The organism is Candidatus Nitronauta litoralis, from assembly GCA_015698285.1.
In the GTDB taxonomy this organism is placed as follows: domain Bacteria; phylum Nitrospinota; class Nitrospinia; order Nitrospinales; family Nitrospinaceae; genus Nitronauta; species Nitronauta litoralis.
On sequence record CP048685.1, the window covers coordinates 3410332 to 3423120 of the forward strand.

Sequence of the window (12789 nt, forward strand, 5' to 3'; positions counted from 1 at the left end):
AGCCCGGATTCACCCATAGGAGATTTTCATGTCTGAACAGGAAATTCAAACTGGAGTCATGACGGCCCTGAAAACCGTTATGGACCCTGATTTGCATAAGAACATAGTCGACCTTGGTTTTGTGAAAAACATGAAAATAGAGGGTGGCAGCGTTTCTTTCGACGTTGAGTTGACAACGCCTGCTTGCCCCGTCAAGGAACAATTAAAAACGGAATGTCAGGAAAAAGTAGGAGCCGTTGAGGGAGTCAGTGAAGTTTCCGTCAACATGACTGCTGCTGTAAGGTCTACCGATCACTCACAACCCATCCTCACTACAGTAAAAAACATCATTGCAGTTGCCAGTGGTAAAGGCGGTGTTGGTAAATCCACAGTGACCGTTAACCTGGCCTGTGCCCTTGCCCTGACAGGGGCAAAGGTGGGAATCATGGATGGGGATATATACGGACCTAGTATTCCAAAAATGCTGGGCATCCCAATCTCACCACCAAAAGGCGGAGAGAACAATAAAATTTTTCCCCACGAAAAATACGGCATGAAAGTAATATCTGCCGGTTTTTTGACTGAAGAAGGTCAGCCTTTAATGCTCCGTGGTCCCATGCTTGGAGGAATCATTCAGCAATTTCTGCAAAATGTGGAATGGGGTGAACTCGATTATCTGGTGATTGACCTGCCTCCTGGAACGGGGGATGTTCAGTTGACTCTCACGCAGAAGGCGCCTCTTTCCGGTGGGGTAATCGTCACCACGCCGCAGGAGATCAGCCTGATTGATGCCGAAAAAGGTGTCAAAATGTTCCAGCAGGTTAAAGTACCGGTGTTAGGTGTGGTAGAAAATATGAGCTGGTTTCAAACTGAAGAGAGCGACAAGAAATATTTCATCTTCGGGCAGGGTGGGGGACAAAAGCTGGCCAATCAATTCGAAACCACCATGCTGGGACAAATCCCGATCATCCCGAAAATTGTGGAAGCCGGTGATACAGGACAACCGATCACGATCACTGATCCGGATTCTCCAGCAGGGCTCGCTTACAGGAATCTCGCTGAGCAAGTCGCCGCGCAAATCAGTATCAATCAATTTAATAAAGAAGATAAAATCGATTCAGGCTTTGAACTCGCCTGGGAAGGGTAAGGAGTACTAATGAGTGAAAAGAACCCTTCACCTGTAGAGCAGCGCTACCAGGAAAAAAAGGAGTTGAGGCAGAGCCAGGAAGACACGCCGGTTCCACGTGACATAAAACAGATCGATCCTGTCACGTTGGGCATTACCTGGACTGACGATAAACAGTCTACCTATTCTGTACGAATGCTACGCGAAAGCTGTCCGTGCGCACACTGCATCGACGAGTGGTCTGGTGAGAAAAAAATTAAACCGGGAGATATTCCCGAAACCATTCGTCCACTGAAGATAAAGGCGGTCGGTCTCTACGCTCTTCAGTTCGACTGGAATGACGGCCATAGCACAGGACTTTATCCCTACGCCTTGCTTCGACAACTTGAAGGCAAGCAGCCCCTTTAGCTCACTCCAGTCACGGTAAAAAAAAGAAACCCCCGAAGGAAATACCTTCGGGGGTTTTATTTTTAAACTAAACAACTAATTAAGACTGTCGCGCTTTTTCTTCATTTCTGCGAGAAGGGCACGGGCGGCATCCTGGATTAGAGGTATAGCGTCTCCCTCATTTTCAAGATCATCCGGGTTCTGGATTTCTCCCTCCAAAGTTCCTTCTGTGGGTTCTGTGAACTTAATCACAAGTCCGCTACTATCCGTGGCAGTTTTTTCTTCCAGATCGATTGTCCAGTTCTTAAATGGTTGGTCCATGAATTTCCCCTGGGGACGATAGTTTCAGATGGTCGTTGACCAGACACCTGATTGGGCCGGGTCACATACCCACTTTTTCACGAACCTCATCCATCAACTCCTCGTCGATCACTTTAACGCCACGCTCTTTAGCAAAATCGATTACTGTTTTCTTTGCCATGCCACGTACGAAGAAGGGGACCTTGGCCATTCTGTCCTTCGCTCCCTGAGTCCACTCCACTTCATTTTTTGGCGGTTCGGCCTGTTTCAATTCTTCCTTACCCTGAGCCAGTGTAGATCCCACCATACTCATTGGGCCCGATCCGACCTCTGATTCACCACCCATTTCAACGCCGAGCTTACTGACAAACTCAGTTTCGAACCGGTTGGTGAGCATGGCGATGGCGTACCCACATTTTTTGCATTTAAAACTAAGGCTGATGGAACGATTGGATTCGTTGAACAGCCCGTCTTTTTGGGTTTCCATTTGCTCGTCACACTTGATACATAAAAATTTCATTCTTCCTCCTGCTTTCCTTTATTTGGAACCAGTTTCGATAAATTTTAGTATTTTGTCTACCACACCGGAAATAGCTTTTCCGGTTGGTGAGTCTTTGAATTCTGAATAAAACAATGAACCCGAATCTGTTCTACGTGAGATTCGAGTATCAAAGGGAACTCTTCCCAGAAAAGTCACACCTTTTTTCTTAGCAAGTTCCTCGGTGTCTTCGCCTTCGAAAAGCTCTCCTTCTTCATTACAATGGGGGCACACATAGGTTGCCATATTTTCCACCAGGCCTATGATGGGAACACCCAGGCTGGTATTTTTGGTGATTGATTTGGTCACAATATGTTGAGAGGCATTTGAAGGGATCGTGATTTCCACAACACCCGCCAATTCTGGAACCAGGTCGCGAATATTATCCATTCGATCGCTTCCCGGCGGCATGTCAATCAACAGGTAATCCAATTCACCCCATTTCGTGTCCGTTAAAAGCTCACGAAGCGCTGTGCATTCCATTGTACTGACCCAGACGGCCGTAGCGTCTTTACCTTCAGTCCACATTACTGGGGCATCTGCTGAGGGGAGCAACATGTCCATCGACATGATTTTGATCCCTAGAGAACCTTCTCCCGGTTGCACCCCATCCTCCTCAACATTAAGCTTCACGTCATTAGGGACGCCCAGAAGTTTGGCAATGCTTGGTCCGTTGAGGTCTGCATCAAGAATACCCACCTTGTGACCCTGCATTGCAAGACACGCAGCAACATTTGCAGTTAATGAACTCTTGCCGACACCACCCTTACCGGAAAGAAGGGCGACTTTGTGCTTTATTTGGTCCAGACGGGATCGTAACTTCTCCCGCTGGCTTACAACCTGACCGATGATATTGGAACCACCATCGGTGGCCAGGTCATCATAGGTTTTCATGGAACCTCCTGAAATGATGGGAAAGCCGCATTCACTGCGGGGAAACACACCCTATCATATAGAATGTCGTGATTATTGGGAAGGTTTTGTTTGCCCAATTTATTGGCTTCGGGCTATTGAAATCGGACAGAACTGTCCCATATTATAAATGCAGCCGAGATCCCAACCTTTTTAAAGAGAGGGAGCCATGAATCCACCTGACCAGAAAAGTTAAAACCAAACACTTTCAAGTTCCTATATAATTAGGCACATACCGCGCCCAGCGGAAATGGAATGGGGACCCCGGGTTGTAAGGCCCGGTGAGTCCCCTCGATTTTTTGGGATCTTTCTCCAGTCATCAATATGCTGAAAAAAGAGGAAACTATCCTTAAAGAGATCCTGTGGGGTGAAAGACCCTATCACCATCTCTCCTTTTTGAAGATCAACCATAGCCTTACCTCCGAAGGCCACAGGATCGAAAATCCCCGCCATTTGAATATTGTGGCAAAGATTGAAGATTTGGCGCGGGGGATCCTTCGCTATTATAAAGAACCTTCAAAACTACAGGAATGGGCTCGATTCATTCTGGAAGCCAATGAACTGTATGACCTGGACCTCGGTAATAATGAATGGGCGGATCAATTTTTAAAAGAGCTGAAAAATATTTCTACAGGAAACGCTCTTGAGCAGAAGGTACTTGACCATGCCCGCGAAATCATGCCCTTTTTCCCAAAGAAAAGAGCGCTCGGTGAACCTGAAATTCCCGGCAACCCGACCTGACCTCTAAAAGTTACAATCCTTCTTTCATATTCGGTTGAAATCAGTATCATGACCAGCCCATCCCATTTTGTTAGAATTCCTCAATGCGCAAACTCAAAATAACGATTGAATACGATGGAACGAATTACCAGGGGTGGCAATGCCAGCCCAAGGCCCCGACTATCCAGGAACTTCTACAAAGGAAGCTGGAGGTAATCACCAAAACCCGCACCACTATCTACGGATCTGGGCGAACAGACTCCGGGGTTCATGCAAAAGGGCAGGTGGCCCATTTTTTTACGGAGTCCACCATGACCCTGCGGGAATTCCTGAAAGCCCTCAACAGTTGCCTTCCTCCAGAGGTAGTCATCCTGAAGGTCGAAGAGGCCGATTCGAATTTTCATTCCCAGAAATCGGCTGTCTGCAAATTATATCGGTATTCAATTTTGAACCGGGATTTCCCTTCGGCCCTGGATTGCCGATTTGCCCACTACATCGCCACACCCCTCGATGTTGATGCGATGCGCACCGCTGCCCAGGTGGTGGTGGGATGCCACGATTTCACTTCTTTCAGGGGCAGGGGATGTACGGCAAAAACCGCTATCCGAGCCATCCACGAATGCCAGATTGTAACGGAAGGCGACTATATCCGGATTGATATCCAGGGGGATGGTTTTTTAAGGAACATGGTACGAATCATAGCGGGCACCCTGATTCAGATTGGAAAAGGGAAAATGGATGTCGGTGAAATGCAGCGGATTCTGGATGCCAAAAACCGCAACCTGGCGGGACCTACAGCCCCTTCCCGCGGCCTTTGCCTGGAGTGGGTTTCCTATGAACCCCGGAATTATCAGGATTAAATTTTGGAAGCCTTTTTTAATGAGAAATTTGTTTAAGGGCCTTCTAAATGAAAACAATTAGGAGGTCTCACTTTCCTTCGATAAACTCAAGAGAGGCTCTAAGCTCAGGGTGACATTTTTGATCCCATCTTGTCATTCTGATGAGCCTCCAGGCGAAGAAGAATCTCGCCTTGGATTTTGTATTTGAAAATCCCTCTCCTTGTAAGGCGAGGGTATGGGAGGGGCCATCAATATAACCTTCTCTGTATCCCTTCCTTTTAGAATGAAGAGAGGACAGTTTTTAGAGAATCAAACGATTTCCGCATGCCACACAAAGCCCTCATCCAGCGAAACAAAGTGAGATGGTTGCCACAGGCGACAGGTTCGGGTATAAATTAATGTTTTATTTATGAAAATGAGGCGATCGAACCATGTCTGAAAAGTTTAATATTACGGTGCTCCCCGGGGACGGAATCGGCCCTGAAGTCATGACCGAAGCGATTAAAGTTTTACGGGTTGTGGAGCAAAAACTGGGTCTGACCCTGGAGCTAAAAGAATGTCCGGTAGGTGGGGCGGCTTACGATGCCACCGGCCATCCACTGCCTGAAGAAACCCTCAAGAAAGCGGAAAGTGCTGACGCAGTTTTACTCGGTGCAGTCGGCGGACCCAAATGGGAAACCATAGACTTTTCATTGAGACCGGAACGCGCCTTATTGGGCCTTCGCTCCAGCCTGGGCCTGTTTGCCAATTTAAGACCGGCAAAAATCTTCAGCGCATTAACCAACGCTTCCACTCTCAAGCCGGAAGTGGTCGAAGGATTGGACATCATGGTGGTCCGAGAGCTGACCGGCGGTATTTATTTCGGTGAACCCCGCGGAACCGGGACCACTCCGGAAGGCGAGAAAAAAGGCTTCAACACTCTGGTTTATACGGAGAGTGAAGTCCGGAGAATCGCCGCCATCGCGTTTGATGTGGCCAAAAAAAGAGACAAAAAGGTATGTTCCGTCGACAAGGCCAATGTACTCGAGTGCACCGGATTCTGGCGTGAGGTCGTGATCGACGCACATAAGGCGCATCCTGAAATCGAACTGTCCCATATGTATGTCGACAACGCCGCCATGCAACTGGTCCGCAATCCAAAACAGTTCGACGTAATCGTCACAACCAATATGTTCGGCGACATCCTGAGCGACGAGGCTTCAATGTTGACCGGTTCCATCGGCATGCTGCCGTCTGCCAGCCTTGGAGAAAAACACGCGATGTATGAACCGATCCATGGGAGCGCCCCTGATATCGCAGGGCAGGACAAAGCAAACCCTCTTGCAACGATTATGTCTGCAGGCATGATGTTCAAGTATTCCTTTAACAGGGAGGATGTTCACGATGCCCTTGAAAAGGTGGTCGAATCAGTTCTGGAAGAAGGGTACAGAACGCCGGATATCATGTCCGATGGTATGAAGCAGGTAGGGTGTAAGGAGATGGGTGACTTGGTAGCTAAAGGGGTAGGAGAGAATTTAGCGTGAAAAAAAAAGAAGCGTATAACGTAGCCATTGCAGGAGCAACCGGGGCCGTTGGCCGGACCATGCTGTCCATTCTGGAGGATCGCAATTTTCCGGTGGCAAAACTGACCTGCCTGGCATCTGCCCGTTCTGCTGGATCCAAACTTTCTTTTAAAGGAAAAGAAATTGAAGTCCAGGAGCTGAATAAGGAATCCTTCCATGGACAGGATATCGCGCTCTTTTCTGCGGGCGGTTCCATCAGCAAGGAATACGGACCCATTGCCACAGAATCGGGTTGTGTCGTTGTGGACAACAGCAGTGCCTGGCGCATGGACCCCAATGTTCCCCTGGTGGTCCCGGAAATCAATGCAGAGGCAATTGGCGAAGGGCCGGGAATCATCGCCAACCCCAACTGTTCCACCATCCAGATGGTCATGGCACTGAAACCGATCCACGATTTGTATAAAATCAGGCGGGTGGTGGTGTCCACCTATCAATCGGTTTCAGGTTCCGGACAAAAAGCCATTGAAGAGTTATTGAATCAAACCCGAAGTTTGCTGGAGGGTGAGGAACCCAATCCGGAAGTGTATCCTCATCAGATCGCGTTCAATTGCCTGCCGCATATTGATGTGTTTACCGACAACGGGTACACCAAGGAAGAAATGAAGATGGTCAACGAGACCCGCAAAATAATTGGAGACGATTCAATCGATGTTTCTCCCACCACCGTGCGGGTTCCGGTAATGGTCGCACATTCCGAGTCGGTGAACGTTGAATGTGAACGGGAAATCGATTTGAATGAGTTGCGAGACAAACTCAATGCCTTTCCGGGGGTCAAGGTAGTAGACGCACCCGGAAAAAATGAATATCCGCTGGCAACCGATGCCGCGGGCAAAGACGAAGTGCAGGTCGGAAGAATCCGGATAGATCTGGGTAACCCACGGGTCCTGAACTTCTGGGTCGTGGCGGATAATTTAAGAAAAGGCGCCGCACTAAATGCCGTCCAGATAGCCGAGAAGCTGATCGGGCGTTAAGGACTTCCAAAGAACAGATTGCTATTTGCGTATAATTGAAAGATTTAGATATCCCCTTTGTTAGATTAAAGAGAATCATAACTAGTCGATAAATCAGTTGCTCCCTTTAAAGAGCAAGCACAGAAAAACAAGGCCCTATTCCGGCAATTGGAATATTCTAAATAAACTTGTAGCCAGTTAAAGGTTTTCCCTCTTTATTAATTACGTTCCCCTTTAAAAGGAGGGTGCGTGAGAGGTCATCAATAAAACCACCTCTGTTTCTCTCCTTTTTTATTCTAGAATACGAATAGCAGTTATTGAAGGGGATAATATTGTAAGTGAATCAGCCCTTCTTCTGGAGTTATATGCAAAGCTCTCCAAAATAAAAACCCTAAACTGGTGTGGGTTGAATGGCGTTCTTCCACCTGCTTTATCTGGCTATCGGTCCCGGAATTGCTCTAGCCATTTATCTGTATTATTCAGATAAATGGGAGCCGGAACCCCGGTGGATGGTGGTGAAGAGTTTTCTGTTGGGTGGATTCGCAGTATTTCCTTCTGGATATATAGAAGACACGCTTCGTGTGGCGTTTGAACTGGACAGAAGTGGGCTGGCATTTGGATGGGATGATGTTGTCTACGCCTTTTTAGTTGTGGCCCTGGTAGAAGAATTGTGCAAAGTGCTTTTTCTCAAGGCCTTTATTTATGAAGACCGCCAGTTTAATGAACCATTTGATGGAATTGTTTATGGCGGGATCATGGGGTGCGGTTTTGCTACCTTTGAAAATATTATTTATGTATTTTCCTATGGCCACTCTGTAGGGATTTTAAGAATGATCACCGCTGTTCCTGGTCACGCCTTTCTGGGGATGATTCTGGGCTACTTCATTGGGACGGCAAAATTCAGCCCAAATGCCAGGAGAATTTTTGCCGGCGGGACCCTCCTGGTTATCCTGATCCATGGCCTTTATGACACGATAGTTTTTTCTGGCGCGCAATGGTCCTTTGTCTTCCTGTTTGGAATGGTGAGTCTGGGAATCTATTTTGGTTTGAGAGCCAAAAAAGAATTGTCCCGGCATTCAAAGGTAATCGAATTTTATCGTAAAAATTTCTGGGTAATAAAAGAGGGAATCAAATCCGGACCTCTTTTATTAAAAAATATTCGTAACAAGCTTGCCGATGGAAAACTGGGGCCGGATGATTTAGTGGTGGATGTTGACACCGGAAAACAGGAAACGATCAAAGAGATTTTTTTTAGAAATATTGGAAAGAGGCGCTGGGTCATTACCCGTTTCCCTCCCTTTCAGCAGTCGCTATTAAAAATAGTAATATTTTATATATTCACTTTTGGCTTTTATTTTTATTTCTGGTTTTACAGGACCTACCGGCAGGTCAGAAACTATAAAGGATGCCACGTAAACCCGGAACTCAGGGTCATGTCTCTATTTATTGCCACTCTCATTCCCTTCTATATATTTTCCCGGCTCCTGGGAGAATTTAAAACTCCTTACAGTGGTTATGTTGCTGAGCTTTTTATATATGGTTTCGTTTCCATTGCCGAAGGTTTGTTTTTTTGGTTTCTTTTAAAAACCTTGTGTAAAATAATAAAAAAAAGGTGTGATGCCCTGTTCAATAGTTACGCCTTGGCTTCCCTGTTTGCCGTATTCAGCCTCTTAGCCAAGGCTCTACCGCTGAATATGACAGGGTACTGGGCGGGTGAAGTGATCCTGCTGGGTCTCCAGGGGGGAATACTGGCCTGGGTACAAAAATACATGAACCAGTATTGGAAACTCGAAAGAAAACACTGGGAAAGTGCCACGGGTGAAAAACACCAAGGGATCTGAAAATTTCTGGTTCAAAGCTCTGGCGATATTAGTTCTGATGGCCGGAACTTTTCTTTTTTTTAAAGAAAATTATTTCCAAAATAAAGGCTGGGAATTCCATCGGGAGGCGGCGAAGCAGGAGTATTTGAAAGGAAACCTGGCGGAAGCAGAGCGATATTTATTGAAAGCTCTGGAAGATGCAGAGAAGTTTGAAGCAGGGGACCCGAGATTGCATGGAACGTTGAACTCTTTATTAAGTATATACAGTCAGCAGTCCAAATTAAAAGAATCGGAAAAGATAATTCTAAAAATGCTGGCGCTGGATGAGCAATTGTTGGGGGCAGATCACCCTAATGTGGGAGCAAGCTGGAATAACCTGGCAGAAAATTACAGGTCGCAGGCGCTAGACGAAAAAGCCAAGGTGGCCTATGAAAAAGCCATCAAAATATTTGAAAAACGTTTTGGTCCGGATCACGCCCTCGTCGCCCAGATTCGCGATCGATATAAGTCTCATTTGCAAAAAGATTAATAATCACTGAATCAAAATCAACCTTTGGAGAATAGGAACACGTTCGTCCATTGACCCGGAGCCTGCAAATAGTTTCCCGCTTTGCTTATCCATAACATTACCTATACATCTCTAATGAGACATCGATTATTTTTATTGTCAGTTCCTGATTTCTTTAAAAACTAACCCTCGAAACTTTTCTTGATACCAGCCGTGCGTTACTTCAAGTCGTAGAGGTCAGACATATTCTAAATATCAAAAAACAACAGTAAAGAGTTAAATAAGGACTTGACCCCTTTACTTTATTGCTAGAGAAAGAGCGGAATATTGGGCCGAACGGGCAATCTCTAACGACGCAGGAGATTTTGAAAGGTTATTAGCAAATGTTTTTGGCCCGGCATTTGCTATGTTTGACAGTGACAAAATTACAGACACTTTAACTGCAGGAAAAAACCCACTTCAATTTGGAAAGTTTTTAAACTTTGGTAATTATTTTGGTAGACTAGGAAAGTTTGCAACTAAAATTCCTGGAAGTGTTCAATCCCGGATAAATGTTAGCAATGAGGGTTTTGGGCATACTATAAAAGGTCATTTTAATCCCGGAAAAATTGCATCAAAAAGCCAATTTACTATTTCACAATCAGCCTTAAAGAATATTTTAACTTCAAAAAGTGTGGTTCAATCCCCGGCAAGTCATTTAACTGGTATTGGTAAAAAGGCTACCTTTCTAAGGGAAGTGCACCTAGGTCAAAGTGTTGGTATAAATGCAGCTAAGTTTGGCGGTGGATCAACAAATATTTTGTCTATTATTTCAGACATTAAGGGAAATCTCGTATCCACTTTTCCAGGCAGACTGAGGAGATGATCATGGAATTACCTCATAAGAAAAATAAGCGTAAACCCAGCATGAAAGTTGATGCCAGCATTGAAGGAAACGAGTTGTTAAATCAACAGTTTCAGTCAAAGGAGTTAGTTGGACAAGCCTTTTATAAGCAGCTAAAAAATGCTGGTTTTGCTTACCAATTTTGTGTGTTGGTAAGTTGGTATATGACTGGAGCTTCAGAGTTTTTTGGAAAAATAATTAGGCAGGACGGAGAGATTTTTGAATTTGATGTGGACTTGGACTATCCTCAGTATTCGACTTGGGCAAATATAACTACTAATTTTTTGACCGTATATGAGCGAAGTAAACGGCACAAGCCTTGGAAGGATGAAGTTGTTGCTTACGGATATTTTCTTGAGAAAAGCGAAGAAAGGTTGTCGGAGAAAGGCAAGTAAGCCAGTTGTATTGATCTAACTAGAACATAATTCAGTTCTAGAATTCATTGAGGAGATAAGCCTTCTTTGACTATAGGTGGATATTTTGTCTGTACAAAGCTAGTATTTGCCGAACAGTGGCCCTTGTTGGGTATTGGATTTAGGCGGCTAATTTAGCCGTCTTTTTTATTTTTTGCTCCTGTGTTTTATCTGGTTTTGGAAGACCTTCCTTGAAGACGGTTTCCGGTGTCCTGCCGTTCATATTTCTGCCCTGATGAGGACGCTTGGTGTTGTAGTGGATGAAGTAGGTGTCGAGGTCCTTCTGCATTTCCTCAACAGACTCGTACCATTTCTTTCTTCCCATGATGCGGAAGTGCTCGTCAAGCAGGGTTCTGTGAAGGCGTTCAACAAAGCCGTTGCTCTGGGGACGACGGACTTTTGTGGTGCGGTGTTCGATCTGTTCTAACTGCAAAAACAGTTCGTAAGGGTGGCGGTCTTTTCGTCCACAAAACTCTCTGCCGTTGTCACTCAAGATGGTCGCGATCCTGGCATCGTGAGATTCAAAGAACGGGAGTACCTCGTTGTTAAGCGTCTGGACTGCGGTAACCGGAAGCTTGCTGGTGTAGAGCCTTCCCCATGCATACCGGCTGTAGCAATCGATGACAGACTGGAGGTACACACGGCCTACGCCTTTCAAGGTTCCGACTATGAAGGTGTCCACCGCCACCAGGTCACCGGTGTGCCGGGTTTCGATGTGGCGGTCTCGAAACTCCGGACTGAACCTTTCTAACGCACGAATCTGATCTTCGGTCAGGTCGATCTTCTTGCCCTTGATCGATTGTTCCAATCTCAGGAATCGTTGATGTTTCTGCAAGAGGTTGTGACGGCTCCACACACCCCGGACGCCGCCAGAGGAAACGTTGATTCCGGAAAGCATCAGGTCCTGGGCCACCCGCAGGCAACCATGAGAAGGATGTTTCAGGGAATAGTCCAGAACCGCCTTCTCAATCTCCTCAGAGACCCGGTTGGGATGGGGGCTTTTGGCACCAGGCAGACGGTCGATGAGACCCTCTGCACCATAGGTCTGGTAGTTGCGGCGTATCTCGTAGAACTGGGTGCGGGAATAGCCCATTATCTTGCAGGCTTTACTGATATTGCCCAGTTCACCTGCCAGCTCTAGCATGGACAGTTTCCTTCGTGCTACCTTGTTCACGGTGGTCATTGGATTCTCCTTTTCGAGTAAATTGGTAAGCTTCGACACTTACAATTTACCCAATCAAGGGCCAATGACCACTTTCTCTTCAAAAATGATCAACTGTCAGACTATTACTAGCACTCTTCACAACATACGCCAACACTAAGAGTATAAACACGTTAAGAAGAATCTGGAACCAAAGCGAAATCCTGACTTGAACCCTTCTAATCCGTAGGTCGCAGGTTCGAAACCTGCCAGGCGCGCCACCTGCAAGTGTGGAAATAGTATTTAAATGCAGTTAAATAAAGATTTGACTCCTTTACCAAGCAATTCAAGAAAGAAAGAAATAGAATAAAAAGAGATAATCCTACAGACCAAGCAACGGATATAATTGACCAACAGAGTAAAAACCCTACAGCAATAAATAATGTTGATAAATCATTGCAAAATGAATTGCAAAGCTTTAAGCAGAACTAAGGAATAAATTTTACCTAGTTTTTTGGTTTTAAGTAAAAATCTATTGGGTCTCATTTGTTTGAATCACATCAATTTCTTAAGTTTTTTGTATAACATTTTAAAATAAATTTCATGCTTGAATAGGTTTTGTTGGGATTGAATGATTTTTAAAACTCACTAAATAAACGCTTTTATTGAAATAGAATATGTTATATAGATTTTTTGATTCCTGTTGAAAAT

Annotated in this window: 14 protein-coding genes; 10 read left to right on the forward strand and 4 right to left on the reverse strand. The window is 45.5% G+C overall.

The features are described from left to right. Positions 1 to 28 precede the first annotated feature (28 nt). Both G3M70_15520 and G3M70_15525 read left to right on the forward strand, forming a co-directional pair. Positions 29 to 1126 (forward strand): Mrp/NBP35 family ATP-binding protein, encoded by a 1098-nt coding sequence (locus G3M70_15520; GenBank protein ID QPJ63207.1) that lies wholly within the window; start codon positions 29 to 31, stop codon positions 1124 to 1126. Between the two features lie 9 nt (positions 1127 to 1135). Further along, positions 1136 to 1513: a DUF971 domain-containing protein gene (locus tag G3M70_15525; protein ID QPJ63208.1), complete on the forward strand. Its 378-nt coding sequence runs from the start codon at positions 1136 to 1138 to the stop codon at positions 1511 to 1513. 75 nt (positions 1514 to 1588) lie between these two features. Here the strand turns inward: G3M70_15525 and G3M70_15530 are convergent, their stop codons facing one another. The 3 genes from G3M70_15530 to G3M70_15540 all read right to left on the reverse strand — a co-directional run bounded on the left by G3M70_15530 (position 1589) and on the right by G3M70_15540 (position 3224). After that, positions 1589 to 1813, reverse strand: coding sequence for a hypothetical protein (locus G3M70_15530; GenBank protein ID QPJ63209.1), 225 nt, complete (start codon positions 1811 to 1813; stop codon positions 1589 to 1591). A gap of 61 nt (positions 1814 to 1874) precedes the next feature. Then, entirely contained in the window at positions 1875 to 2312 is a 438-nt protein-coding gene (locus G3M70_15535) for a hypothetical protein (protein ID QPJ63210.1), read from the reverse strand. Between the two features lie 18 nt (positions 2313 to 2330). After that, a complete protein-coding gene (locus G3M70_15540) occupies positions 2331 to 3224 on the reverse strand; it encodes an Mrp/NBP35 family ATP-binding protein (GenBank protein ID QPJ63211.1) in 894 nt (297 codons plus the stop codon). Between the two features lie 342 nt (positions 3225 to 3566). Between G3M70_15540 and G3M70_15545 the strand changes: the two genes are divergently transcribed. From G3M70_15545 to G3M70_15580, 8 genes are all read left to right on the forward strand, one after another. Then, positions 3567 to 3983: a hypothetical protein gene (locus G3M70_15545; protein QPJ63212.1), complete on the forward strand. Its 417-nt coding sequence runs from the start codon at positions 3567 to 3569 to the stop codon at positions 3981 to 3983. Between the two features lie 83 nt (positions 3984 to 4066). Then, the gene (gene truA / locus G3M70_15550) at positions 4067 to 4822 is read left to right on the forward strand and encodes a tRNA pseudouridine(38-40) synthase TruA (GenBank protein QPJ63213.1); all 756 of its coding nucleotides are present in this window, start codon (positions 4067 to 4069) and stop codon (positions 4820 to 4822) included. Between the two features lie 410 nt (positions 4823 to 5232). Further along, positions 5233 to 6324, forward strand: a complete 1092-nt coding sequence (gene leuB / locus G3M70_15555; GenBank protein QPJ63214.1) for a 3-isopropylmalate dehydrogenase — start codon at positions 5233 to 5235, stop codon at positions 6322 to 6324. After that, entirely contained in the window at positions 6321 to 7334 is a 1014-nt protein-coding gene (locus G3M70_15560; protein ID QPJ63215.1) for an aspartate-semialdehyde dehydrogenase, read from the forward strand. Before leuB ends, G3M70_15560 begins: the two co-directional genes overlap by 4 nt. 389 nt (positions 7335 to 7723) lie before the next feature. Further along, positions 7724 to 9154, forward strand: coding sequence for a PrsW family intramembrane metalloprotease (locus G3M70_15565; GenBank protein QPJ63216.1), 1431 nt, complete (start codon positions 7724 to 7726; stop codon positions 9152 to 9154). Next, positions 9132 to 9662 (forward strand): tetratricopeptide repeat protein, encoded by a 531-nt coding sequence (locus G3M70_15570; protein ID QPJ63217.1) that lies wholly within the window; start codon positions 9132 to 9134, stop codon positions 9660 to 9662. The genes G3M70_15565 and G3M70_15570 overlap by 23 nt, the downstream gene beginning before the upstream one ends. 385 nt (positions 9663 to 10047) lie before the next feature. After that, positions 10048 to 10506 (forward strand): hypothetical protein, encoded by a 459-nt coding sequence (locus tag G3M70_15575; protein ID QPJ63218.1) that lies wholly within the window; start codon positions 10048 to 10050, stop codon positions 10504 to 10506. A 2-nt stretch (positions 10507 to 10508) separates the two neighbouring features. After that, complete coding sequence (locus G3M70_15580) at positions 10509 to 10919, forward strand: hypothetical protein (protein QPJ63219.1); 411 nt, start codon at positions 10509 to 10511, stop codon at positions 10917 to 10919. Positions 10920 to 11058: 139 nt separating this feature from the next. On the opposite strand, the gene G3M70_15585 is transcribed toward G3M70_15580, so the two are convergent. Next, positions 11059 to 12120, reverse strand: a complete 1062-nt coding sequence (locus G3M70_15585) for an IS481 family transposase (protein ID QPJ63220.1) — start codon at positions 12118 to 12120, stop codon at positions 11059 to 11061. Positions 12121 to 12789 lie beyond the last annotated feature (669 nt).